Annotated in this window: 28 protein-coding genes; 12 read left to right on the top strand and 16 right to left on the bottom strand. The window is 45.8% G+C overall.

Translation table 11 applies throughout. From position 1 onward, the window contains the following. Positions 1-2: 2 nt before the first annotated feature. Positions 3-857 carry a diaminopimelate epimerase gene (gene dapF, locus ICN41_RS06615; RefSeq protein WP_216292229.1) on the top strand — a complete coding sequence of 285 codons (855 nt, stop codon included), beginning with the start codon at positions 3-5 and terminating at the stop codon, positions 855-857. Between the two features lie 13 nt (positions 858-870). Here the strand turns inward: dapF and pyrE are convergent, their stop codons facing one another. Continuing rightward, positions 871-1,539 carry an orotate phosphoribosyltransferase gene (pyrE, locus tag ICN41_RS06620; protein WP_216292150.1) on the bottom strand — a complete coding sequence of 223 codons (669 nt, stop codon included), beginning with the start codon at positions 1,537-1,539 and terminating at the stop codon, positions 871-873. An 8-nt stretch (positions 1,540-1,547) separates the two neighbouring features. Between pyrE and ICN41_RS06625 the strand changes: the two genes are divergently transcribed. After that, a complete protein-coding gene (locus ICN41_RS06625; RefSeq protein WP_216292151.1) occupies positions 1,548-2,330 on the top strand; it encodes an exodeoxyribonuclease III in 783 nt (260 codons plus the stop codon). 9 nt (positions 2,331-2,339) lie between these two features. On the opposite strand, the gene ICN41_RS06630 is transcribed toward ICN41_RS06625, so the two are convergent. The 12 genes from ICN41_RS06630 to gatC form a co-directional block, all read right to left on the bottom strand. After that, positions 2,340-3,662 (bottom strand): AmpG family muropeptide MFS transporter, encoded by a 1,323-nt coding sequence (locus tag ICN41_RS06630; protein WP_370629105.1) that lies wholly within the window; start codon positions 3,660-3,662, stop codon positions 2,340-2,342. Next, positions 3,655-4,239, bottom strand: coding sequence for a methionine biosynthesis protein MetW (metW, locus tag ICN41_RS06635; RefSeq protein ID WP_216292152.1), 585 nt, complete (start codon positions 4,237-4,239; stop codon positions 3,655-3,657). The genes ICN41_RS06630 and metW overlap by 8 nt, the downstream gene beginning before the upstream one ends. Further along, positions 4,236-5,375 carry a homoserine O-acetyltransferase gene (locus tag ICN41_RS06640; protein ID WP_216292153.1) on the bottom strand — a complete coding sequence of 380 codons (1,140 nt, stop codon included), beginning with the start codon at positions 5,373-5,375 and terminating at the stop codon, positions 4,236-4,238. Before ICN41_RS06640 ends, metW begins: the two co-directional genes overlap by 4 nt. Beyond that, positions 5,372-6,022 (bottom strand): nucleoid occlusion factor SlmA, encoded by a 651-nt coding sequence (gene slmA, locus ICN41_RS06645; protein WP_216292154.1) that lies wholly within the window; start codon positions 6,020-6,022, stop codon positions 5,372-5,374. The genes ICN41_RS06640 and slmA overlap by 4 nt, the downstream gene beginning before the upstream one ends. Before the next feature lie 10 nt (positions 6,023-6,032). Next, positions 6,033-6,935, bottom strand: a complete 903-nt coding sequence (argB, locus tag ICN41_RS06650; RefSeq protein WP_216292155.1) for an acetylglutamate kinase — start codon at positions 6,933-6,935, stop codon at positions 6,033-6,035. 14 nt (positions 6,936-6,949) lie between these two features. After that, a complete protein-coding gene (gene dksA / locus ICN41_RS06655) occupies positions 6,950-7,327 on the bottom strand; it encodes an RNA polymerase-binding protein DksA (protein WP_087908894.1) in 378 nt (125 codons plus the stop codon). A gap of 230 nt (positions 7,328-7,557) precedes the next feature. After that, positions 7,558-8,622, bottom strand: coding sequence for a GTP-binding protein (locus tag ICN41_RS06660; protein ID WP_370629106.1), 1,065 nt, complete (start codon positions 8,620-8,622; stop codon positions 7,558-7,560). Between the two features lie 69 nt (positions 8,623-8,691). Next, positions 8,692-9,693: a tyrosine recombinase XerC gene (locus ICN41_RS06665; protein WP_216292157.1), complete on the bottom strand. Its 1,002-nt coding sequence runs from the start codon at positions 9,691-9,693 to the stop codon at positions 8,692-8,694. Further along, entirely contained in the window at positions 9,674-10,348 is a 675-nt protein-coding gene (locus tag ICN41_RS06670; protein WP_216292158.1) for a DUF484 family protein, read from the bottom strand. The genes ICN41_RS06665 and ICN41_RS06670 overlap by 20 nt, the downstream gene beginning before the upstream one ends. 34 nt (positions 10,349-10,382) lie before the next feature. Continuing rightward, a complete protein-coding gene (gene gatB / locus ICN41_RS06675; protein WP_216292231.1) occupies positions 10,383-11,852 on the bottom strand; it encodes an Asp-tRNA(Asn)/Glu-tRNA(Gln) amidotransferase subunit GatB in 1,470 nt (489 codons plus the stop codon). Then, positions 11,852-13,369 carry an Asp-tRNA(Asn)/Glu-tRNA(Gln) amidotransferase subunit GatA gene (gatA, locus tag ICN41_RS06680; protein WP_216292159.1) on the bottom strand — a complete coding sequence of 506 codons (1,518 nt, stop codon included), beginning with the start codon at positions 13,367-13,369 and terminating at the stop codon, positions 11,852-11,854. The genes gatB and gatA overlap by 1 nt, the downstream gene beginning before the upstream one ends. Next, positions 13,366-13,659 carry an Asp-tRNA(Asn)/Glu-tRNA(Gln) amidotransferase subunit GatC gene (gatC, locus tag ICN41_RS06685; protein WP_216292160.1) on the bottom strand — a complete coding sequence of 98 codons (294 nt, stop codon included), beginning with the start codon at positions 13,657-13,659 and terminating at the stop codon, positions 13,366-13,368. The genes gatA and gatC overlap by 4 nt, the downstream gene beginning before the upstream one ends. A gap of 61 nt (positions 13,660-13,720) precedes the next feature. Here gatC and ICN41_RS06690 point away from each other — a divergent pair, with 61 nt between their 5' ends. Genes ICN41_RS06690 through rodA form a run of 5 tightly spaced genes read left to right on the top strand, consistent with a single transcriptional unit; the run spans position 13,721 to position 19,288 of the window. Next, positions 13,721-14,764, top strand: coding sequence for a rod shape-determining protein (locus ICN41_RS06690; protein ID WP_068319852.1), 1,044 nt, complete (start codon positions 13,721-13,723; stop codon positions 14,762-14,764). A 24-nt stretch (positions 14,765-14,788) separates the two neighbouring features. After that, positions 14,789-15,718: a rod shape-determining protein MreC gene (gene mreC / locus ICN41_RS06695; protein WP_216292161.1), complete on the top strand. Its 930-nt coding sequence runs from the start codon at positions 14,789-14,791 to the stop codon at positions 15,716-15,718. Next, positions 15,715-16,239, top strand: a complete 525-nt coding sequence (mreD, locus tag ICN41_RS06700) for a rod shape-determining protein MreD (protein WP_216292162.1) — start codon at positions 15,715-15,717, stop codon at positions 16,237-16,239. The genes mreC and mreD overlap by 4 nt, the downstream gene beginning before the upstream one ends. Positions 16,240-16,247: 8 nt before the next feature. Next, entirely contained in the window at positions 16,248-18,155 is a 1,908-nt protein-coding gene (gene mrdA / locus ICN41_RS06705; RefSeq protein WP_216292163.1) for a penicillin-binding protein 2, read from the top strand. Further along, positions 18,137-19,288, top strand: a complete 1,152-nt coding sequence (gene rodA, locus ICN41_RS06710; protein ID WP_216292164.1) for a rod shape-determining protein RodA — start codon at positions 18,137-18,139, stop codon at positions 19,286-19,288. The genes mrdA and rodA overlap by 19 nt, the downstream gene beginning before the upstream one ends. A 70-nt stretch (positions 19,289-19,358) precedes the next feature. Here rodA and ICN41_RS06715 read toward each other — a convergent pair whose 3' ends face one another. From ICN41_RS06715 to ICN41_RS06725, 3 genes are all read right to left on the bottom strand, one after another. Continuing rightward, on the bottom strand, positions 19,359-19,679 hold the full coding sequence (locus ICN41_RS06715; protein WP_143742185.1) for an HU family DNA-binding protein: 321 nt from the start codon (positions 19,677-19,679) through the stop codon (positions 19,359-19,361). 77 nt (positions 19,680-19,756) lie between these two features. Further along, complete coding sequence (locus ICN41_RS06720; RefSeq protein WP_216292165.1) at positions 19,757-20,122, bottom strand: hypothetical protein; 366 nt, start codon at positions 20,120-20,122, stop codon at positions 19,757-19,759. Positions 20,123-20,259: 137 nt separating this feature from the next. Next, the gene (locus ICN41_RS06725; protein ID WP_216292166.1) at positions 20,260-20,556 is read right to left on the bottom strand and encodes a DUF167 domain-containing protein; all 297 of its coding nucleotides are present in this window, start codon (positions 20,554-20,556) and stop codon (positions 20,260-20,262) included. 22 nt (positions 20,557-20,578) lie between these two features. Between ICN41_RS06725 and can the strand changes: the two genes are divergently transcribed. The 5 genes from can (at position 20,579) to ICN41_RS06750 (ending at position 25,320) form a co-directional block, all read left to right on the top strand. Next, complete coding sequence (gene can / locus ICN41_RS06730) at positions 20,579-21,244, top strand: carbonate dehydratase (protein ID WP_216292167.1); 666 nt, start codon at positions 20,579-20,581, stop codon at positions 21,242-21,244. After that, positions 21,210-22,139, top strand: a complete 930-nt coding sequence (locus tag ICN41_RS06735) for a lipid A biosynthesis acyltransferase (RefSeq protein WP_255537922.1) — start codon at positions 21,210-21,212, stop codon at positions 22,137-22,139. The genes can and ICN41_RS06735 overlap by 35 nt, the downstream gene beginning before the upstream one ends. 37 nt (positions 22,140-22,176) lie before the next feature. Further along, on the top strand, positions 22,177-22,929 hold the full coding sequence (locus ICN41_RS06740) for a metallophosphoesterase (protein ID WP_216292168.1): 753 nt from the start codon (positions 22,177-22,179) through the stop codon (positions 22,927-22,929). Positions 22,930-22,943: 14 nt separating this feature from the next. Beyond that, positions 22,944-24,362 (top strand): protein kinase, encoded by a 1,419-nt coding sequence (locus ICN41_RS06745; RefSeq protein ID WP_216292169.1) that lies wholly within the window; start codon positions 22,944-22,946, stop codon positions 24,360-24,362. A gap of 220 nt (positions 24,363-24,582) precedes the next feature. Continuing rightward, on the top strand, positions 24,583-25,320 hold the full coding sequence (locus ICN41_RS06750) for a pseudouridine synthase (protein ID WP_216292233.1): 738 nt from the start codon (positions 24,583-24,585) through the stop codon (positions 25,318-25,320). The last annotated feature ends 13 nt before the right edge of the window (positions 25,321-25,333 follow it).

Consider the following 25,333-nt stretch of genomic DNA (forward strand, 5'->3'; position numbering starts at 1 on the left):
AAATGCATGGTGCAGGCAATGATTTCATTGTGCTCAATGGTATTGAACAAGACTTGAGCGATATCACGCGTGATCAATGGAAGAGCATGGCGCATCGTCAATTTGGTATTGGTGCAGATCAAATTCTCCTAGTTGAAAAAGCAACACGCCCAGATGCTGACTTTCGTTATCGTATTTTTAATGCCGATGGTGGTGAGGTAGAGCAGTGCGGCAATGGCTCACGTTGCTTTGTGCGCTTTGTTTTGGATCAAGGTCTTTCTAGCAAAAACCCCCTGAGAGTGGAAGTAGCTCATGCGGTGCTGACACTCAATGCGAAAATAGATGGTCAAGTTGAAGTCAATATGGGTGCCCCCATTTTTGAACCTGCTCTTATCCCCTTTAATCCAGAAGGGCTAGCAAGCCTTCAAGAGTTCCATGAAATGCTGTACGCTCTCGCGCTAAATGCTCCAGCACAACATGACGATTGGGTAGGAGTTCTGTCGATGGGTAATCCCCATGCCGTTCAAGTCGTTGCTGATGTCGATAGCGCACCAGTATTAGAAGAGGGGCCCGCAATTGAGAGTCACCCCGCCTTTCCAAATAGGGTGAATGCTGGCTATATGCAAGTCATCAATCGCAATGAAATTAAATTGCGTGTTTTTGAGCGAGGCGCTGGAGAAACACTAGCCTGCGGTACGGGCGCTTGTGCTGCAGTGGTATCTGGTATTCGCAGAGCCTTGCTTGACTCTCCCGTCACAGTTCATACCCGTGGTGGTGATCTGCACATTGCATGGGATGGAGTGATTGATGATGTCGCTCAGCCCGTGATGATGACCGGTCCAGCAACAACGGTGTTCGAAGGCGAGCTAGAAATCTAAACTACCTTACCCTTTAGATTCCATATTTTTCTCGATACGCTTTGACTGCAGGCAAATAAGCCGTCAGCTCAGTATCACTTGATGCTGTTAAGAAAGACATTAAATCTGCCAGGTTGGCGATGGCTATTACTGGCAATCCAAACTCTTGCTCAACCGCCTGTACTGCAGACTTTTCGCCTACCTCAGTAGCTGTTCCTGATCTTTCCATGCGATCTAATGCAATCAATACGGCCGCAGGTTCAGCTCCCGCTCCGCGAATGAGTTCAACAGACTCCCGAACCGATGTACCTGCCGAAATCACATCATCAATAATCACCACTCTGCCTTTCACTGGTGCGCCGACCAATGAGCCGCCCTCTCCGTGATCCTTTACCTCTTTGCGGTTATAGGCGTAAGGCACATTGATGCCCTCATCCGCCAAAGCAATGGCTGTAGCGGCCGCCAAGGTAATCCCTTTATATGCAGGGCCATAAAGCATGTCATATTGCATCTGAGACTCTTGCAGGGCTTTTGCGTAATATCGACCGAGAGCACTCAAGCGAGCGCCGTCATTAAAACCGCCAGCATTAAAGAAATATGGTGAAAGCCGTCCCGCTTTGGTTTTAAACTCCCCAAACGACAAAACCTTTGCCTCTAAGGCAAAACGAATAAAGTTATCTTGATTAGAATTTTTTGAGCTCATAGGCCTACATGTTACGCATCATTTCAGCGAACCTCAACGGTATCCGTTCTGCAGTCAAAAAAGGCTTTCTGCCATGGGCTGTGAAGCAAAAGGCGGACTTCATTTGCATGCAAGAGCTCAAGGCTCAACGCGAGGACTTAGAGGATGCCATTCTGAATCCAGAGGGATTGCATGGCTTCTTCCATCACGCTGAGAAAAAGGGCTACAGCGGTTGCGGCATTTATACCCCCCACAAACCAGATGAGGTTCTCTACGGCTATGGCAATGAAGAATTCGATGCCGAAGGACGCTACGTAGAAGCTCGCTTCAAAGAACTCTCCATCATTTCGGTTTATATGCCATCGGGCTCTAGCTCTCCCGAAAGACAAGAGGCCAAATACCGCTACCTGGATAGTTTTTTACCGCACCTCATTGCGCTAAAGAAATCCGGCCGCGAAATTGTTCTCTGTGGTGACGTCAATATCGCTCATCAAGAAATTGATCTGAAGAATTGGAAGGGGAACTTAAAAAATTCTGGCTTCTTGCCCGAAGAGCGCGCTTGGCTTACCAATCTCTTCAATCAAGTGGGTTATGTGGATGTCTATCGCAAACTGGAACCAGAGGCAGCAGAATCTTGCTACACCTGGTGGAGCAATCGCGGTCAGGCTTATGCCAAGAATGTAGGATGGCGGATTGACTATCACATCAGTACGCCTGGTATCGCTAACACTGCCAAAAAAACGGCTGTCTACAAAGAAGAGCGCTTCTCAGACCATGCACCACTCATGGTGGATTACGACTGGAAAATCTAATTTGAAAAATTAGTTGGGCTCTTTTTTAATTTGGACTATGTTGAAATGAATCGTGAGCCAAATTAATACTAGGACTGGGGCACCAATAATTGCAGTGCCATAGAAAAATGCTGGATAGCCAAATGAATCAACAAAGACTCCTGAAAAGCCAGCTAACCACTTAGGTAACAACAACATCATTGAGCTAAACAAAGCATATTGGGTTGCTGAATAACGGATATTAGTCAGGGCAGATAAGAACGCAATAAATGCCGCACTAGCAATACCTGAGCTCAGGTTATCGGCCGAGATCACCCAAACTAAGCCCCGAAGATCATGGCCCTGAGTGGCCAACCAAGCAAACAGTAAATTACTTACGGCTGACAGAATCGCTCCCAAAAACAAAATACGTAGAACACCAAAACGCAGTGTTAAGACGCCGCCAATAAATGCGCCGACCAAGGTCATGACAACACCAAACACCTTGCTCACTGCAGCAACTTCGTCTTTGGTGTAACCCATATCGACATAGAAAGGATTGGCCATAATGCCCATCACAACATCGCTAATGCGATATACCGCGATCAAGGACAAAATCAAAATGGCATGCCAGCGATAACGCTGAATAAATTCTGCAAAGGGCTCGATCAAGGTTTGATGCAGCCAAGCCTTAGCATTACGAGCCTTAGGAAGCTCTACTCGAATAGGCTCTTTACTCAACAAGGTTGTAATGACGCCAACACCAATTGAAGCGGCCATACATAAATAAGCAAACTGCCAAGCGCTCGCATCGTAAGAGCCAGAACCTGTTTCTGCCCGTGCAGCCAGCCACAGAACCCCTGCACCCGCCCAAATTAAGGCCAATCGATATCCCGTTTGATAGGTCGCTGCTAAGGCCGCTTGATGATCGCTATTGGCAGACTCAATCCGAAATGCATCTAAGGCAATATCTTGGGTAGCCGAACCAAATGCAACTAGGAGTGCGCACCATACAACCGCATTTAAGGCCAATTTAGGATCAACACTCGACATCCCAACCAAGCCCAAAATGATGAGGGCCTGAGCAAACAATAACCAACTACGCCTACGACCAAATAATTTAGTAAGCAAAGGAATTGGTAAGCGATCAACTAAGGGCGCCCACACCCACTTAAAGGCATAAATCAATCCAACCCAAGTGAGATAACCAATCGTGCTGCGATCAATACCGGCCTCTCGCAACCAAAAACTTAAGGTACCAAGAATGAGCAATAAAGGTAAGCCTGCTGAAAATCCTAGAAACAACATTCGCAAGCAGGGCCATTCGAGATAAACCCGAAAGTCCTTTAACCAAGACTGAACAGCTTTAGGCACGGCGAACGCGGAATAAGGCTAAGCTACCAAAGAAATTAGGCAATAAGGTCACTTGCCGACCCTCGTGCAAGATGCACTGATCAAGCACCTTTAATCCAATACTAGAGGCCAATTTTTCAAAATCATCGACCGTTAAGACACGCACGTTAGGCGTGTTGTACCACTGATATGGCAAGCTCTTGGATACCGGCATACGCCCGAGTCCAACCGCCAAACGATGAGACCAGTGACCGAAGTTTGGGAAAGACACCACCGACTCTTTTCCTACGCGCACTACTTCACGCAAGATCTTTTCAGTTTGGTGAATAGTCTGTAGCGTCTGAGACAAGACCACAGTATCAAAACTATTGTCTTCAAAAAGAGCTAGCCCACCTTCTAAATTTTGCTGAATTACATTCAGACCTTTTTGAACGCAAGCAAGAACGCGAGCATCGTCTATCTCTACGCCATAGGTGTGCACCGGTTTTTCTTTTTGTAAAAACTCCAAAAAGCTACCATCACCGCAACCTAAATCGAGCACCTCGCTATTGGGTGCGATCCAGTTCGATATGGCCGCGAAGTCTGCACGTTGATTCATGATTGGGCCTCGCGCATATGCTTAAAGTACGCTCTTACTAAGTTGTGATAGCGCTCATCATCCAATAAGAATGCATCGTGACCATGGGGTGCATCAATCTCTGCATAGCTCACCTCACTCTTGTTGCTCAGCAAGGACTTCACAATTTCACGACTACGGTCTGGTGGGAAACGCCAGTCAGTCGAAAAGCTCACCACTAGAAATTTAGCCTGGACTTCTGCCAAAGCCCGATCAAGGCTACCCTCATAGCGACGCGCTGGATCAAAGTAATCTAAGGCTCGAGTGATCAAGAGATAAGTATTAGCATCAAAGTAAGTGGAAAACTTATCGCCTTGATGACGCAAATAACTTTCTACTTCGAATTCAACATCAAAGCTAAAGCGGTAATCATTTGACTCGCCATTAGGCCGTTGCAATTCGCGCCCAAATTTTTCAGCCATATCATCATCTGATAAATAGGTAATGTGACCTACCATGCGAGCTAAGCGCAAACCGCGCTTCGGCACCACCCCATGCTCGTAGTAATTACCGCCATGAAAATCTGGGTCAGACAAAATAGCATTGCGCGCTACTTCGTTAAATGCGATATTTTGCGCACTCAATCTAGGGGTAGAGGCCACCACAATGCAATGCTCTAAGCGCTTTGGAAACTGAATAGCCCAAGCCATCGCCTGCATACCACCCAAGCTACCGCCCATCACAGCAGCAAACTTACGAATACCCAATTTATCTGCCAAGCGCGCCTGAGTATTGACCCAATCCTCAACAGTAATTACAGGAAAGTCAGCTCCATATGGCTTGCCTGAGGCAGGGTTGATGCTCATGGGTCCAGTAGATCCAAAACATGAGCCTAAGTTATTTACGCCAATGACAAAAAAATGATTGGTATCGACTGGTTTGCCAGGTCCGATCATGTTATCCCACCAACCAATATCCTCTGGATCTTCAGGACTTGGGCCAGCAACGTGGTGGGATGCATTTAGTGCATGACAAACTAGGACAGCATTACTTTTATCGGCATTGAGTTTGCCGTATGTTTCAATAACTAAATCGTATCCAGACAACATGGCGCCACTTTGCAAAGGCAGTGGCTCGGCAAAATGGATGGTATTTCTTGAGAGATGTAGCTCGCTCATTCTGAGAGAAGGATGCGCAAACTAATATCTGAGGCTTCTGTTGGCAACTTCTTAAAACCGCTGCGTGCAAAGCGGTGCCAGCGCCCCAATACAATGCTCATCAACATAGCGGCCCGAATACTGACCTCCTCTTGACCCACTTGCGCCCATGCGCCACCTTGAGTCTGAGCAATGCGTAATGCTTGTTTAAGTGAGGCTTCGACGCGATCCAAAACCTGTGTGATGCGCTCTTGAAGACGATCATCTTCCTGCAACAATGCATCGCCCAACAGAACTCGCGTCATTCCTGGATTCTTTTCAGCAAAGAATAAAAGCATCTGCAAAATCCCGCGTGCTTGCGCAAGCCCTGATTCTTCTTTTTGATTAATTTGATTAATCAACCCAAAAACTGTTTGCTCGATAAACGAAATGAGGCCTTCAAACATTTGCGCCTTACTGGCGAAATGGCGATAAAGAGCCGCTTCTGAAACTTGAATCTTGGCCGCTAAGGCTGCAGTAGTGACGCGCTCACCCTTTGGGTTTTGCAACATCTCCGCAAGTACCTGCAAGATCTGTAGGCGACGCTCGCCTGGCTTAGGACGCTTACGTGCCTTGCCACCGTCAGCATTGCTGTCGTTGATATCTGCTGGCTGTAAAGATTCACGCATGGTTTTCTACTTATCTGGAGCGGATCATCGTACCGAAGGCTTGCTCGGTCAAAATTTCTAATAACAAAGAATGTTCGATCCGGCCGTCGATGATGTGTACAGAGTTAACGCCGCTCTTGGCTGCATCTAAGGCCGATGAAATCTTTGGCAACATGCCTCCAGAAATCGTACCGTCAGCAAACAGAGCATCGATCTCGCGCGCAGTTAAGTCGGTCAAGAGCGTGCCATTCTTATCCATCACACCAGGAATATTCGTCATCATGACCAACTTTTCCGCATGCAGAATTTCAGCCATCTTGCCAGCTACAAGGTCAGCATTAATGTTGTAGGCCTGACCTTCCTCACTAAAACCAATCGGAGAAATCACAGGAATGAAGGCGTCGTCTTGTAAGGCCTTAACCACTGCTGGATTAATTGCATCAATCTCACCAACAAAACCTAGATCAATCATGCCTCCAGGCTTGTTTTCATCAGCCACTAACATTTTTTTAGCGCGAATCAGTCCACCGTCTTTGCCTGTCAAGCCTACAGCCTGACCGCCAAAGTGATTAATGAGCATCACAATATCTTGCTGCACTTCACCACCGAGAACCCACTCCACTACTTCCATAGTCTCTTCGTCAGTGACGCGCATACCCTGAATAAAAGTTCCAGTCTTGCCGATCTTCTTCAGAGCCTCATCGATTTGCGGGCCACCACCATGAACAACAACTGGATTCATGCCTACCAACTTAAGCAAAATGACATCGCGCGCAAAGCTTTCTTTGAGGCGCTCTTCCACCATGGCATTTCCACCATACTTAATGACGATTGTTTTGCCATGATAGGAACGGATATAAGGCAAAGCCTCTGCAAGAATCTCCGCCTTTAATAAAGGTGAGATGTCAGTGATAGTGGGTAATTGCTTAGTCATTGCAGCTTAAAAATTTATTCGCCAAATAATTTTTGGCGGAGTTCACGACGCTCTTGAGCCTCAAGAGATAAATTGGCGGTAGGTCTAGCGATGAGACGATTCAAGCCGATTGGCTCGCCGGTTTCCTCGCACCAACCATAGTCGCCAGACTCAATGCGAGCTAATGCTTGTTCAACTTTTTTCAACAACTTACGCTCACGATCACGTGTGCGTAACTCCAATGCATGCTCTTCTTCAATCGTTGCACGATCAGCTGGATCAGGCACCAAAATATTTTCGCGAAGATGCTCTGTTGTCTCTGAGGCATTTTTCAGAATGTCCTCTTTAAGGGTGAGCAATTTTTGACGGAAGAAATCCAGCTGCGCGGCACTCATATAGTCCTTGTCGGACATCTTGAGCAATTCGGCCTCTGTTAAAGGCGCTCCCTTTGGAGTCTTGGCGCTCGATGCTTTAGTGCTTGCTTTTGCAGCAGCTGCTGGTTTTGTTGCTGTTTTTACCGTCATTTCATTCTTTCCTGGATTTGAAGCATTATTGCCTCATTCTGCCAAAGTTTTACAGTCCTTTAATCAATATTGTTCAATATTCACCAATAATGACCGTGGCGGCGGATTGTACCCGAATCTCACTTCACCAAACATCCATCAAGCCCTGCCAATAGGGTGTCTTTGGGCAAATCAATGCCAATGAAAACCATCCTGGTTTGCTTGGGTTCTGCACCCCAAGGACCCGCCATATCGCTGCCCATCATCTGATGAACCCCCTGGAAGACCACTTTTCGGTTAGTTCCCTTTACATAGAGGACGCCTTTATAGCGCAACATCTTCTCCCCAAAAACCTCCAAAATGCCCCCCAGGAAGTCTTCCAACTTTTGATGATCAAAGGGTTTATCACTACGAAAAACAAAGGATTGGATGCGGTCTGTGTGCCCTGCATGTCCGTGATGATGGTCATGGCTGTGATCATGGCCACAGGTGCTGTGATCGTGATCATGCGTATGGTCATGACCACAATTTTCATGATCATGATCCTCTTGCTCCAAGAAATGGGGATCAATATCCAGCTTGGCATTCAAATTAAAACCCTTGAGGTCCAAGACGGCATTGAGTGGCACTACTCCCTTGGAAATACCTGCAATCGGCGCCCTTGGGTTCATATGCATGAGGCGATTACGCAAAGCCTCTACTTCAGCCGGAGTCACTAAGTCTGTCTTCGTAATGAAAATCTGGTCTGCGAAGCCAACTTGGCGCTGAGCCTCTTCATGCTCTGTAAGTTGCTGCGGGCCATGCTTGGCATCAACGAGTGTGACAACCGCATCTAAGACGTAGTGATCAGCAACATCATCATCCATAAAGAAAGTTTGTGCGACTGGGCCTGGATTAGCAACACCAGTAGTTTCAATCACCACACGATCAAAACTAATTTTCTTATCTTTACGCTGCTCCCATAGGGCGTTGAGAGCCTCCACTAAATCACCGCGAATGGTACAGCAGATACATCCGTTGCTCATCTGCACGATATTTTCTTGATTGTCTTGAACCAAAATATCGTTATCAATATTTTCTTCACCAAACTCATTTTCAATGACGGCAATTTTTTTGCCATGCTCTTCAGTGAGAATATGTTTTAACAAGGTGGTTTTGCCGCTTCCTAAGAAGCCAGTCAAAATCGTTACCGGGATTAATGCCATCAATGATCCAATCAAAATCTAGTAGTAATGCATTCCCAAAGTGGGAAACCTAATATCTTACCGAGTTCCTTAGCCTTTACCAGCCTTTGCACGAGGATGGGCTTTATCGTATGCCTGAGCGAGGTGCTGAAAATCTAGGGCGGTATAAATCTGGGTGCTAGCGATGCTGGCATGCCCTAGCATTTCTTGAACTGCACGCAAATCCTGTGAAGACTGCAACACATGGCTAGCAAAGCTATGTCGCATCATATGTGGGTGCACGTGGGTTGGTAGGCCAGCGCGAATAGCTAAGGTACGCAACCTAGCCTGAACCGTTCTTGGTGAGAGCCGCTTGCCCGTAGCAGACAGGAATAGACCGATAGAGTGCTCTGAATAAGCTCCAGCATCCCGTATTTCACGCCACGCCGTTAAGGATTGCATCGCAGGAGCGCCTACTGGAACCGAGCGTCGTTTGCCGCCCTTGCCCAAAACAGTGACTTCAGCAGCATCCCAATCTAACCAGCCCGCGGATTCTTGTAGGCGATCTTTGCTTTGCATCACATCAATTCCAAGCAACTCCGAAAGGCGCAAACCAGAGGAATACAGCAAATCAATAATGGCTGCGTCCCGAATAGACTCTAGATCTTTTTTCTCATTGGCCTCTTTTACTGCCTGATTGACTAAAGCTAATGCTTGCTCAACCGATAAGGCCTTAGGCAATGATTTGAGCCGCTTAGGAGCCTTGACATCATCTACTGGATTGGCAATTAAATGGTTCGCAACCTTACCCGCACGAGCATCCCGCCTCGCATCCTTCTCAGTAAGCCATGCGTACCAACCACGCCATGCAGAGAGAGCTCTTGCAATACTGCGAGACGACTTTCCTTGTGAATGCAAGCGACCCGCCCAACGACGAACATGGCCATTAGTCACCCTTAATAAATCAATCGAATCTTCCTGTGCAAATTGTTGCAGCTCACTTAAATCAAGTCGATACGCTGTCAAAGTATGCACAGAAAGTTGACGCAGAACATGCAACCCATGCAAATACTCTTGCATGAGAGGGTGTAAATCAGCCAGCTGTAGTTTCATAAGCCTGGATGCGATCCAAAGCTGCAGCGCTTAGCTCGGCAATCTGACGCAAATAGAATGCGCCCATATCCGCTGTGAAGCGGGTTTCATCTTTGCTGGCCAAAAGAAGGACAGCGGGAGATTGATTAATGCCGATACTTTTACCCAGTGGCAAGCCAATAGCCACCATGCTTTGCCACTCAGGCTCAATTTTGGTTTGACTGGCCAACAAATCCACACTGGCAGCAGCCAACTCTTTTGCAGATCCGCATAAAGGCGTGCCAACCCAAGGACTAAAAGCGGAATTAGGCGATAAGAGTTGAGCGGCATCTACTTCAAATACTTCAGCTAATCCTGTAGAAATTGCTTCTTCAACATCAGACTTGTTATTAGCCTTCATCAAACGCATCAGCCAAGCCACCAAGCTTTGCTGGGTTTTATCGTTACGACTTCCAAAGTGCAACATCTCGCTTAAACGTCGATTGAGCTCTTGATTCTGAGTACGTAATACCGTCATTTGTCGTTCTTGCAAAGAAATTGCACGATCTTCATGAGGATGTTTAATACGAATCTCATTAAAGAGATCTGCATAGCGCTCAAAAAATCCTGGGGTTGCACGCAACCACTCAGCGACTAATTCTTCTTGCTCGGCTTGTTTAGGATCAATTGCACTCATTCATTTCTTTCTTGATGTCTGGTATGAAGTTTCATCAACCCAATTTCTTACGTAACAACTCATTCACCTGCCCTGGGTTAGCTTTCCCTTGTGAAGCTTTCATGATCTGGCCTACCAAAGCATTAAACGCCTTTTCTTTGCCTGAGCGGAATTCTTCTACGGATTTTTGATTAGCTTGTAAAACCTGATCAATGATGGCTTCCAAGGCGCCGCTATCACTAATTTGCTTTAGGCCTTTAGCATCAATAATTTGATCTACGGTACTAATAGTCTTACCAGCCAAAGCCTCTTCCCAGAGAATGGCAAAAATATCTTTAGCAATTTTATTGGAGATCGTGCCATCTGCTACGCGAGTAAGCAGGGGCGCTAGATGCCCTGCTTTCAAGGGTGCATCTGCTGTAGTTATAGCCGCACGATTTACAGCCGAAGCAAATTCACCTGCAATTAAATTGGCAGCCGCTTTGGCTAAAGGCTTACCCACAATAGCCAGCAAGTCCTCAAATACTTTTGCGGTGTCACGATCTTGAGTTAACAACTGAACGTCGTAGGCACTTAAACCATAATCACTTTGCCATTGCTCACGCAGTTGCGCAGGAAGAGTAGGCATCTGACTGCGCACCTCTGCAATCCAAGCATCATCGATGATGACTGGCAATAAATCTGGGTCCGGGAAATAACGGTAATCATTGGCGTCTTCTTTGCTGCGCATACTTCGAGTTTCCTGGCGATCAGGATCGTATAGGCGTGTCTCTTGCACAACCGTTCCGCCATCCTCAATCAATTCAATTTGGCGACGCACTTCATACTGAATCGCTTCTTCCAGAAAACGGAATGAGTTCAGATTCTTAATTTCGCAACGTGTACCAAACTCCGCCTGCCCTTTTGGACGAACGGAGACGTTGGCATCACAGCGGAATGAGCCTTCTTGCATATTGCCATCGCAAACGCCCAACCAAACAACCAGGGTGTGTAAAGCCTTTGCATAAGCAACTGCTTCAGCCGCACTGCGCATCACTGGTTCAGTCACGATTTCTAACAAAGGCGTACCAGCGCGATTTAAGTCGATGCCACTAGATGGCTCACCATGGGGTCCAATGAAACCTTCCTCATGAACCGACTTGCCGGCATCCTCTTCCATGTGGGCGCGCGTCAACTCCACAGTTTTCACTTCATCACCAACCAAAATCTCGAGATGTCCACCAACTACAACCGGGATCTCCATCTGACTAATTTGATAACCCTTAGGCAGGTCTGGGTAGAAGTAATTCTTACGGGCAAAAATACTCGCTGGTGAAATCTTTGCACTTACCGCCAATCCAAAACGAATGGCATGCTCAACGGCTTGAAGATTGAGTACCGGCAGCACACCAGGTAAAGCCAAATCCACTGCACATGCTTGTGTATTAGGCTCGGCGCCAAAACGTGTGCTCGCACCACTAAATATTTTTGACTTTGTTTGTAACTGCGCGTGGGTCTCTAGACCAATAACAACTTCCCATTGCATCATGCCACCCCACTTGCTTGTCGCAAATGCCAATCACTGGCCTGCTGATATTGATGTGCTACTTGTAACAAACGCGCCTCAGAAAAATAATTGCCAATCAATTGCATGCCGATTGGTAAATTCTTTGTATTAAATCCACATGGAACAGACATGGCTGGTAATCCTGCCAAATTGGTAGAAAGCGTATAAATATCTTCCAAATACATTTGCACGGGGTCTTTTGATTTCTCCCCCAAACGCCATGCCACATCAGGGGCTACAGGCCCAAGGATGACATCACATTCTTTAAAGGCCGCTTGAAAATCAGCCGCAATAATGCGACGAATTTTTTGGGCTTGCAAATAATAGGCGTCGTAATAGCCGTGACAAAGTACATACGTGCCAATCAAAATACGGCGCTTTACTTCATCACCAAAACCTTGAGTGCGAGATTTTTGATACATGTCTCCGAGATCGCGATATTCATTTGCGCGGAATCCATAACGAACACCATCAAAGCGACTTAAATTGCTAGAAGCTTCTGCTGGCGCTAAAACGTAATACACCGGAATAGACAATTTGGTTTTTGGCAAAGTCACTTCAATTAACTTTGCCCCCAAACTCTCAAGCGCTTTTGCTGCGTCGTTAACGGATTTGGCCACATCACTTGCTAAACCATCAGCAAAGAACTCTTTTGGTAGACCAACGCGCAAACCTTCCAATGGTTTTGCAGCATTCGAATTATTTTCTTGCCAAGGCTGATTGAGATAACGTCCATAGTCTTCACCAGAGTCCGCTAATGAAGTGGAATCCCGCGGATCATGCGATGACATGGCTGAAAGCAGCAAAGCACAATCTTCCGCGGTCTTAGCCATGGGTCCTGCCTGATCTAATGAAGAGGCATAAGCAATCATGCCGTAGCGAGAAACGCGCCCATAAGTTGGCTTAATGCCAGTCAAGCCACAAAATGCGGCTGGTTGGCGTATGGAGCCTCCAGTGTCGGTACCAGTGGCAATAGGAGCCAGACCTGCTGCCACTGCAGCAGCAGAACCACCAGATGAACCCCCGGCGACATGCTCAGCATTCCAAGGATTTAAGACTGGGCCATAAGCGGAATTTTCATTAGATGAGCCCATAGCGAACTCGTCCATATTGGTTTTTCCAAGGCAAACCATTCCAGCACCATGGGGATTGGAATCATCTGGAATACCCAAGTTAGAAACCACTGTGGCATCAAAAGGGCTTTGATATCCCTCTAAGATTTTGGAGGCCGCAGTGGACTTCCAGCCCCTCGTTACAAAGACATCTTTATGGGCAATTGGGATACCAGTTAATTTACCCGATTGACCAGCAGCAATAATAGAGTCTGCTTTACTAGCTTGCTCTAAGCTTAAGTGAGCATTCACATCAAGGTATGCATTCCACTGTTTTCCAGCCTCAATTCGATCTAAAAAATACTGCGTTAGCTCGGTACTAGAAATCTCTTTTGCAGCCAAAGCTTTGGCCATTAAGGCGATAGGTGTGTTGTGCCAACTCATTCAATGACCCTCGGCACCAAGAAATACCCCTCTTGCTGAGCAGGGGCTGATTGCATGTTTTCAACACGATGGTCAGCCTCAGTCACTTGATCTTCTCGCAAGGGCTGGGCAATCTCTCGCAAAAATAGAATAGGGTGAGCAAGCGGCTCTAGTCCGCTTGTATCAACAGCCTGCATTTCCTCAACCAAGGAAAAAACAGCCTGCAATTGAGGTAAAACTGCCTCGGCTTCTGCCTGACTTAACTCAAGCCTGGATAGGTGCGCAATGCGCTGGACATCATCAAGTTTCATAGGGCGCTGGAGTATCATTCCTATATATTTTTATTAACATCTACTATTTTCCCACTACATCATGTTTGGTTTTTTCCGCAGCTACTTTTCCAATGACCTAGCCATCGACCTAGGAACCGCCAACACCTTAATTTATATGCGTGAGCGGGGTATTGTCCTCGATGAGCCCTCGGTAGTAGCAATTCGTCAAGAAGGCGGTCCTAACGGCAAAAAAACCATTTTGGCCGTTGGAAAAGAGGCAAAAGCGATGTTAGGCCGCGTTCCGGGAAATATTGAGGCAATTCGCCCTATGAAAGATGGTGTTATTGCTGACTTCACCATCACTGAACAAATGCTCAAGCAATTTATCAAGCTTGTGCATGAAAGTAAATTATTAAAACCCAGTCCACGCATCATTATCTGCGTGCCTTGTGGCTCTACTCAAGTTGAGCGTCGTGCCATTCGCGAATCTGCATTGGGTGCCGGTGCATCACAAGTATTTTTGATCGAAGAGCCAATGGCTGCTGCAATCGGTTCAGGCTTACCAGTTTCTGAAGCAGCTGGATCAATGGTAGTAGACATTGGTGGTGGCACAACCGAAGTTGGTGTGATGTCATTGGGCGGCATGGTTTACAAAGGCTCTGTGCGTGTTGGTGGCGACAAGTTCGATGAAGCCATCACGAATTACATTCGCCGCAACTACGGCATGTTGATTGGCGAACAAACTGCTGAGCTCATCAAGAAGACAATTGGCTCTGCTTTCCCTGGCGCTGAAGTGCGCGAGATGGAAGTGAAAGGTCGTAATCTTTCTGAAGGCATTCCACGAAGCTTCACCGTGACCAGCAACGAAATACTCGAAGCCTTAACCGATCCACTCAATCAAATTGTGACTGCAGTTAAGGCTGCGCTTGAGCAAATTCCACCTGAGTTGGCATCTGATATCGCCGAGCGCGGCATGATGCTAACGGGCGGCGGAGCCTTATTGCGCGACCTTGACCGCCTCTTGCTAGAAGAGACTGGCTTGCCAATTCATGTGGCAGAAGATCCTTTAACTTGCGTAGCTCGTGGTTGCGGTATTGCACTCGAGCGCATGGATAAGTTAGGCGGAGTGTTTTCGCACGAGTAAGCGACATACACGTCGACCAGGGAATTGCAACATAGCGCTCCACCACTTTTCAGACAGGGCATTCCGGCCTTACTTAAACTGATTGTCTGTCTGTCGATCAGCATTGCACTAATGCTGATCGATTTTCGTTTTAAAGCACTTGATCCTATTCGTAACAATGTAAATTGGGTTTTGCGCCCACTTGAATACGTCATGATGATGCCGCGCAATCTGTATGAAGCGAGCACAGAATATTTCACTACGCGTGGGACGCTAGATCAAGAAAATCAAACACTCAAAGTACGCCAAGCCGAACTCTCGCTGCTAGCAAATCAATCTGAGTTCTTAATGGTTGAAAACCAAAACTTACGAGAGTTAATGTCCTTGCAGAAACAAGTGCCATTCAAAACTTTGCCTGTAGAGATTTTGTTCAACCCCAGCAATCCAATCTCTCAACGGATTGTGATTAATCGCGGCAGTGAGGATGGCCTCAAACTGGGTAACCCGATTGCGAATGATGCCGGGATTTTGGGTCAGGTTGTTCGCATTTACGATCACTCTGCTGAGGTCTCCCTGCTCGAGGATCGGGATTTTGCTGTACCAGTCCAAGTGGCTCGAAATGGGCTCAGGGCAGCTGTTTTTGGAGCAGGACGTGGCAATCCCTTGGAATTACGCTATTTGCCGGTAGCCAGTGACCTCGAAGTTGGGGATATCTTGCTCACTTCTGGAATTGACGGGGTGTACCCACCCGGATTTGCTGTAGCAGTCATTAGCAAGATTGAACGTAATCTCGATAAAAACTCTTCTAATGTATTTTGCTCGCCCATAGCACCTGTGAATCGCTATCGCCAAGCGCTAGCCTTTTTATATGACGCCAAATTTGATGCCAAGGCGCCAAGTGACGCAAATAAAGCGGGGACGCCTGCTACCAATACTCCAGGTCGTCGACAAACTCGTGCGCGAGGAATGCAATGATCGATTTTGAGAGCGGCTATATTCTGCGCCCGGTAAATACGGTATTTATTTATTTCAGCTTGTTCTGCGCATTGATGCTCAATATGCTTCCCATTGGAAACTATGGCTGGGTTCCTGATTGGCTGATTCTATGCATTGTATTTTGGAATATTCATCAACATCGTTACGTCAATGTCTTCTCAGCATTCATTCTCGGACTGATGATGGATGTCCATAATTCTGACTTGCTTGGCTTGCACGCTTTTTGTTATGCGCTTGTGTCTTACATCGCCGTCTCATGGCACAGAAGAATCGTAGCGCTCACAGTGCTTTCGCAAGCCTTGCATCTACTGCCCATTTTTTTATTAGTCTCTTTATTCCCAGTCCTAGTTCACTGGCTCCTTAGCGGTTCCCTTTACTGGTGGGGCTTAATAGGCGCTATTCAAGCGGTGATTGAGGCACTTTTATGGCCAATCGCTACTAGAATTTTGCTGGCGCCTCAACGACGTCCTATTGACGTTGATCACAATCGCCCCCTCTAAGAAGCTGTATGGTTTCTTTTAAAAAGCCCAATCTCAATTCGTTTCAAGAGCGTATTCATATTGCGACTTTATTTGTCACGTTTTGCTTTTTGATTTTGGTTGCTCGCTTAGCGTGGTTACAGTTGGTTAGTCATAACAAGTATCATTTGCTCGCCGAAAGTAATCGCATTGCCTTAGTTCCAGCCCCCGCAAATCGCGGTCTCATTATTGATCGCAATGGCATCGTTATTGGTCGAAATTATTCTGCACTGACCTTAGATGTGAATGCCGCAGAGGTCAAAGGAAATGTAGACCAACTCATTGACGATCTTTCTCAAATTGTGCTGATTTCACCTCGAGATCGTCGTAATTTCAAAAGGTCGCTCGAAGATGCCCGCAATATGGGCACATTTCCCTTACGTTCAATGCTGACTGAGGCAGAAACTGCCCGATTTATGGCCAATCGCTACCGCTTTCCAGGGGTAGAAATACGAGCCAGAAGCTTTAGAGAGTATCCCTATAACGAGTTGGGATCCCATCTGGTTGGCTATATCGGTCGAGTCTCTCAACGAGATAAGGAGCGCATGCAGGCTGAAATTGAGGGCGCCAAGACCGATGATCCAGATGCATTGCAAGCCTCTTTTCTCCCAGGCATTCAATATGTTGGAAAGATTGGGCTAGAGCAAAGCTATGAAACGGTTTTGCGAGGCGTCCCTGGATACGATCAAGTTGAAATTACTGCCGGCGGAAAACCGGTACGCACCCTAGCAAGCTCACCATCAGTACCCGGAAAAAATGTGGTGCTCTCGGTAGATATCAAATTGCAATATTTGGTTGAGCAGTTGTATGGAAATTTTCGTGGTGCATTTGTTGCGATTGAACCTGAGACAGGTGATGTACTTGCATTCGTTTCTAAACCTAACTTCAACCCAAATGATTTTGTGGAAGGCATCGATTCAGTGACCTGGAAAGAGCTCAATGATTCTCCACAAAAGCCTCTATACAACCGACCTCTCAAAGGAATCTATCCGCCAGGTTCGACCTATAAACCCTTCATGGCTTTGGCTGCACTGGAAACCAAGAAGCGCACACCTTCTCAAACTATTTCCGATCCAGGATATTTTGATTTTGGAAACCATACTTTTCGAGACGATAAAAAAGGTGGTCATGGCATTGTTGACATGCAAAAGTCCATTGTTGAGTCTTGCGATACCTACTACTATTTATTAGCCCGAGATATGGGCGTGAATATGATGCATGACTTTATGAAGCCCTTTGGTTTCGGACAAATCACTGGCATTGATTTAAAGGGTGAGTCAAAAGGAGTTCTCCCATCAACCGATTGGAAGAGGAACACCTTCAAAAAACCAGAGCAACAAAAATGGTATGAAGGTGAAACGATTTCCTTAGGAATTGGCCAGGGCTATAACTCCTTTACGATTTTGCAATTAGCACACGCTATGGCAAACCTTGCTAACAATGGTGTCGTCATGAAGCCTCACTTAGTTAAAGCAATCGAAGATCCATTTACACGCAAGAGAACACTCACGACGCCAAAAGAAAGTTATCGGATTGAACTCAACCCGGAAAATATTGAAGTCATTAAAAAAGCCATGGTTGAGGTCAATATTTCCGGAACCTCTGCATCCGTATTTAAAGGCGCTGGCTATGTCGCTGGCGGCAAGACAGGAACTGCGCAGGTTTTCAGCTTAAATTCGAAAGAATATAACCACGGATCTACAGCAGAATTTTTACGCGATCATGCTTTATATATTGCATTTGCTCCCGCAGAAAAACCTACTATCGTCATTGCGATGGTTGTAGAAAACGCTGGCTTTGGTGCGCAATATGCAGCGCCAATTGCGCGTAAAGCTTTGGATTTTTATATCGAAGGCAAGTGGCCAAAGGAGGTTCCTGAATGGAAAAGAGCTCCATAAAAAAAATCAAGTCTATTTTCTTTGGTCTGTTTTCTGGACTTGATCGCCAGCTAGGCCTTATTCTGCTTGGCTTAGCGGCTATTGGCTTTTTTACCTTTTTATCATCAAGCCAAAATACTCCCGTTCTCATTGGAGATGAAATACGTAATCTTGCACTTTCATTTGCAGTGATGTGGATCGTTTCTCGTATCCCGCCGAAATGGCTGGAGATGGGAGCGGTATGGGTTTATGGAATTGGTGTTGCGCTATTGATTGCTGTTGCTACTTTTGGATTAATTAAAAAAGGTGCACGACGCTGGCTAAATATAGGAATTGTTATTCAGCCATCTGAGCTCATGAAAATTGCCATGCCTCTCATGCTTGCTTGGTATTTTCAGAAACGCGAAGGCATTCATAAAACCTGGGACTATGGAGTAGCTGCCATTATTCTTGCCATCCCTGTTTTCTTAATCGGACGCCAACCTGACTTAGGAACTGCGCTGCTCGTTTTTGCTGCGGGACTATATGTGATTATTTTGGCTGGCCTACCCTGGAAATGGATTCTGCCATTTATTGGTCTAGGTGTGATTGGCATTCTTTTAATTATTATTTTTGGTAGCACGATTTGTGCTCAGGATGTGGTGTGGCCTTTAGTTCACAACTATCAAAAGCATCGCGTTTGCACCTTGCTTGATCCTAGTAGTGATCCGCTTGGTAAAGGATTTCATACGATTCAGTCAATGATTGCCATTGGCTCTGGAGGCTTCTTTGGCAAAGGATGGTTCCAAGGTACACAAGCCCACTTAGAATTTATTCCCGAGAAGCATACTGACTTTGTGTTTGCTGTCTTCTCCGAGGAGTTCGGATTTATTGGTAACCTTATTTTGCTAGCGCTATTTTTTGCACTGATTAAAAGAGGCTTGGCGATTTCAGCAAGTGCTCCGAATTTATTCACTCGCTTATTAGGTGCATCAGTCACGATGATCTTTTTTACTTACGCCTTCGTTAATATTGGCATGGTAAGTGGCCTACTTCCCGTTGTGGGCGTACCTCTACCATTTATTAGCTACGGCGGAACAGCGTTAGTGACATTAGGGTTTGGGGCAGGCATATTAATGAGCATTCATCGTCATCGCCGCTTAGTGCAAAGCTAAAGCCCTAGAGAAAAGTTATCAGAAATAAAAAAGCCCGGCATGCCGGGCTTTTTTATCAACAAAGTAAGGATTACTTCTTACGCTTGTTAACTGAATCTTTAAATGCCTTACCAGCAGAAAACTTAACTGTTTTAGCAGCAGCAATTTTGAGCGGCTCGCCAGTTTTTGGGTTACGACCCATACGTGCAGCACGCTTACCAGAAGCAAAAGTACCGAAGCCGATCAGTTGAACTGAATCGCCTTTAGTAACAGCTTTAATGATTTGCTCAATTGCTGAATTCAATGCGAATTCAGCTTTGGCTTTAGAGATCTCCGCGTCGTCAGCAATCGCTGCGATTAGTTCGGCTTTGTTCAAGTGAAGCTCCTTATAGATATTGATGTCAGCGCACATTACGCTTACATGATTTTAACCACAAAAAATTACAAAAATAAAGCTGCGTTACAGCAATTTTTTAAAACAACTACATATTATTCATCCAAAACTACTATATCGGAAACAAAATATTCAGTATCTCCAAAACAACTTGTAGGCAATCCAATATGCTGTTCGTATTTTAGAGCTACTTTTTTTCCTAAATTAGCATTGATTTTTTGTGCAACTGCATCCTCACGCACCGTAAAGAGGAATTTTTCGGACAGTGTCCCTGGCATTGAAACAATTGCCAGCTCACCTTCCCAGGTTTTGCATATAAATCCCCGATTGGAGAATTTTTGGACATATCCCGCACGTTCACCGCTTCCATAGCTCCAGGTCAGCATGAGCCATGTATAGGCCGCAAGACCCACTAAGCCAATTAAAACAAGGCTTAAGAGCCATTTTGTAAAGCCATTCATGCGATATTCTCCTTGGTGAATCGTCCACATTTACCCTAATCGGGAATCGAAAACTCATCAATTAAGTATATTCGTATCTCATGCCGGTGCTTATTTCATAAGCAAATGAAGCACATTAGACAAAAGTCGAGAAAAGTTTATGGCTTCAGAATCTGCACAATTTGTTCGGGGCTGATAGATCCCCAAATTTCTAAGCGCTTTTTGCGACCATTTTGTCCAGAAATAAACTGAATCTGCTTTTGTGGAACTTTTAGTTGTTTTGACAGCCATGCCAGTAAAAGCTCATTGGCCTTGTTTTCCAGGGCTGGGGCTTGTAGCGATATCTTCAGGCAATCGTCGTAAGTGCCAACCACTTTTGTCTGCTTGGCGCCCGGCTGGCAATGGAGATTTAACGTAATTCCGTTAGGGGTTTTTTTTAACCAAATAGGCGTCATCAAAGTACTTTAAACTGAATGCATGATTATGAAAAACTCCCAGGCATTAGATCATCTATTTGCAAATAATCGCGAATGGGCAGATGAAATGATTGCCAAAGATGCTGATTTCTTTAAGCGCCTAGTCAACCAGCAGGCTCCACAATACCTTTGGATTGGCTGTGCTGATAGCCGCGTTCCTGCCAACGAAATTGTTAATTTACTTCCTGGTGAGCTCTTTGTGCACCGAAACGTGGCTAACGTTGTGGTGCACACAGACTTAAATTGTCTCTCTGTCATTCAATTTGCGATTGAGCTCTTAAAAGTGAAGCACATACTCGTGGTTGGTCATTATGGCTGTGCAGGTGTGCATGCCGCCCTGAGCGATCGCCGCGTAGGACTTGCCGACAACTGGTTGCGTCACGTGAAAGACGTACATCAAAAACATGAGCGTTACCTCGGAGAGGTATTGCCTACACCCAAACGTCAAGACCGCTTATGTGAACTCAATGTCATTGAACAAGTAGTGAATGTATGCGAAACCACGATCGTGCAAGATGCCTGGGCAAACGGTCAAGACCTTACAGTTCATGGTTGGGCATACCGCCTTGATACAGGCATAGTGAAGGACTTGGGAATGTCCTGTAGCTCTATAGAAGAGATGAAGGCGCGTTATGCCAAAACGCTTACGCGCTACGACGCCGAATAAAGCCAGCTTGCTTAAACCCCTTTCAAATTACGCTGGGCTGGGCTTTTTAAAGCTAGTTTCATTGCTTCCCTATAAAGCCATAGTCGCTTTTGGTCATGGTCTAGGCTATATCGCAGCTTGCGTGCCGGGTGAACGCAATCGCGTAGTTAAAACTAATCTTCGCCTCTGTTTCCCGAATTTGGATGTCACAGAAATTGATCGTCTTTCTAAACAACACTGGCGCTTACTCGGTCGAAGCATCGCAGAAAAAAGCATTATTTGGCATGGCAGTATCAAAAAATTAAGCAAGATGATTGAAGTCAAGTCTGCCGTCGATCTCTCCAGTAGAAAGCCACGAATCCTGGTCAACATGCATTTCACTGGAATTGAAGGCAGCATTATTTTGAGCGCTCTTGCTAAGGAAAAAAATTGGCCGCGGACTTCTGGTTTCTTTCAAAGAATGAAGAATCCTTTCTTTAATCAAAAAATTATTGATTGGCGTAATCGTTTTGGCGGCAACTCCATTGACCGTCAGGGCAACTCAATCGAAATCATTCGGGAAATTCGCAAGGGGAGCTTTATCATCATCGCCCCAGATATTGATTTAGGCTTAAAAGATTCTGAATTTGTTCCGTTTTTTGGAATTCAAACCAATACGATTACGGCAGTATCCCGTTTAGCAAAAATTACTGGTGCCGAAGTTTGCATGATGACAACCACATTGAAAGCAGATGGCTCAGGTTATCTCTGTGAAATTTCTAAACCTCTAGAAAATTTTCCGGGACCGGACCCCAAAGCAGATACAGCTCGTTTGAATGCTTGTTTTGAACATGAAATTCGTTTGCGTCCCGCTGAATATTATTGGGTGCATAAGCGTTTTAAAAATAGACCTCACGGGGAAGCAAACCCCTATTAAGCTTCTGAATTAGGCACTTTTGTCCTATCATTAAGGGATGAGTGAGCGTATTGGGCTATTTGCCGATCTCCACAGTAATTTAGAAGCATTCGAAGCATGCATGGCCAAGGCTGAAGAGCTCGGCGTTACACGCATGGTGTTTTTGGGCGACATCGTTGGCTATAACGCCGATCCCGCTGTGCTGATTGAACGAATTGCCGATTTGGTGAGTTCAAAAAAGGCGATTGCCGTGGTTGGGAACCATGACGAAGCCGTCTTCAAAGACTATCGCCTTCAGATGAATGCAAGTGCTAATGCAGCTATTGAGTGGACTAAGACTCAGTTACAAGATAACCATGTGCAATTCTTAAAAGAGCTGCCCCTGATCATCAAGGAAGAAAAGATTTGTTTTGTTCACGCCTCTGCACATAATCCTTCTGACTGGAACTACGTTACTGACAGCATGAGTGCATGGCGCTGTGTGCAAAACTCTGGGAAGAGCTATACCTTTGTTGGTCATGCGCATGAACAAGCACTCTTTTATCAAAGTGCCGTCGGCAAACTCATTCGTTTTGCGCCACATCCTGGTGATGAAATTCCAGTGCTACAACATCGCCAGTGGGTAGGGGTTGTTGGCTCTTTGGGGCAGCCTCGCGATGGAAATCCAGAAGCTTGTTTTGCCGTGTTTGAGCCAGACTCTGAAGCGCTCACATTTCATCGAGTGCCTTATGACTGGTTTACGGCCGCTGAAAAGGTAAGACGCGCAGGATTACCTGAAGACTTAGCTAATCGCCTCATCACTGGCAGGTAAATTTCTGCTGCCCTATGTCCATTAATCCCAATATTGAAGCTGTCGACGAAATCTTTCAAGAAGGAAAGGTTGTTGATGGATTCACCTTGGGGAAAGAGGTCCACCGCGGTGGCATGGCAAGCCTTTACTCTGCCACCAAAGAAGGTATCGACGTCCCCATACTTCTTAAGATTCCTCGAGTTGGAAAAGATCAACCCGTTGAAAGTTTGATCGGCTTTGAAACCGAGCTCACTATTTTGCGCTCCCTTAAAAGCCCTTATGTACCGAAATATCTGGGCTCCGGGAATATGGCTACACGCCCATATATTGCGATGGAACGCGTTGAGGGAAAGCCGCTAGAAGAGTTTATTAAAGAAGGCAAAACCTTTTCTGTTGATGAAGTGATCCGCATTGGTGCTGATCTTGCTCAGGCTGTGCAGTCACTTCATGCACAGGATGCAATTCATCTGGATATCAAACCAGAAAATATTTTGATAGATGACAAAGGCAAACTCACCTTAATTGATTTTGGTTTGTCGCATCATGCTCGCTATCCTGATTTACTCGCAGAAGAAATGCGTAAAGGGGTAGGCTCTGCACCGTATATTTCTCCCGAGCAAGTAGCCGGCATTCGATCAGATTCACGCAGTGATATTTTTTCAATTGGCGTGATCATGTATGAATTACTCACTGGTGAATTGCCTTTCGGCAATCCACAGAGTATGAGCGGTCTGCGTAAAAGAATGTGGGCGCAAGCCTTTCCACCTCGCGCTATTCGCAAGGAAATCCCTCGCTGGTTACAAGAGGTAATCTTAAGATGTTTAGAGCCCAGCGCTGCCGATCGCTATCAAAGCGCTACTCGATTACGTCAGGTATTACGTGATCATGAGAGCGTAAAGCTGACTGAACGCGCCGATCGCTTAGAGCCTTTAAGCTTTTGGGAAAACCTAAAACGTATGTTTAAGGCGGCGGGATATGAGCCCTCTCCAAGCCCTCGCCCAAGTATGGGAAATCAAGATGCACCCCTGATGATTGCAGCAATAGACACTCGGCAATCTGATGAAGACTTGCGAGAGCGCATGCAAACAACAGCAAAAAATTTATTGCAGGCCTATCCAGAAAGTCGACTGGTTTGTATTAGCACCATCAGCAGTACGCCAACCTTTGAAGGCAATCAGGAAAATGAAACTGCAAGCGGTATTGTGCGCGGACACTTAGTCCAACTCATGGAGTGGGCAAAACCTCTCAAACTTCCGCCTGAAAGAATTTCATATCACGTACTTGAAGCCATGGACCCTGCATCGCGCATTGTCGAATTTGCCAAAGACAATGACGCCTCCTTAATTTTGATTGGCGCATCTCATAAGTTGCCAAACATAGTGACGCCATGGAGAACCTCAATGACCAAGATTGTTGAAGAGGCGCCGTGCAGTGTGCATATCGTGCGTACATAAACTCAATCAGAAGCAAAAAGGTGTTTAGGCATAGCGTGTCGCTACAGATGGCAAAATACTTCCCAAGTTACTGAATCTATTGAATATTTTTTATTTATTGAGACTAACTTAGAAACCATTTCTATCTTCAATCTGCATATTCCTCCAAGCCCAAACAGGTTTACTACAGTACATATCAACTTGGAACTGAAGAAATGAATTGATGTCGGATAATGCAGTCATGGAAGAAAAAGTCCGCGTCTCCAAATTATTATCTGAATTAGGTCTTTGCTCACGTCGTGAGGCAGATTCTTATATTGAGCAAGGCTTAGTCACGGTAGATGGCGAAGTGGTCAATGAATTAGGAGTGCGTGCATTTAGGCATCAGAAAATTGAGCTTCAATCTGTTGCTAAAGCTCAACAAGCTTCGCGTATTACTGTCATTCTCAATAAGCCCGTCGGTTTTATTTCTCATTACGATGACGAGCAAGAGTATCAACCTGCAGCCTCTTTGATAACCCCAGACAATTACTTTGCTAGCCCCTTAGATAAAGGCAAGAATCCGCGCTTTAATACCAAGGGCTTAGCCCCTGCAGGCCGCTTAGATATTGACTCTACCGGCATGTTAGTTTTAACTCAGGATGGTCGAGTAGCCAAATTATTGATTGGCGAAAATAGCCCAATTGAAAAAGAATATTTGGTTCGCGTAGAAGGCATGCTGTCATTTGAAGATTTAGATCGCCTCAGGCATGGTCTATCGCTTGATGGTGTAGCGCTTAAACCAGCTCAAGTCAGTTGGCAAAATGAAGATCAACTCCGCTTTGTATTGCGAGAAGGTCGTAAACGCCAAATTCGGCGCATGTGTGAGATGGTTGGACTAAAAGTAATCGGACTAAAACGCGTCAGAATGGGACGAATTTCATTAGGCCCACTGCCCCCAGGTCAATGGCGATTTTTAAAGCCCGGCGAACAGTTCTAAGCGAGGCCGCCCG

This window comes from Polynucleobacter sp. 15G-AUS-farblos (assembly GCF_018882445.1).
In the GTDB taxonomy this organism is placed as follows: Bacteria; Pseudomonadota; Gammaproteobacteria; order Burkholderiales; family Burkholderiaceae; genus Polynucleobacter.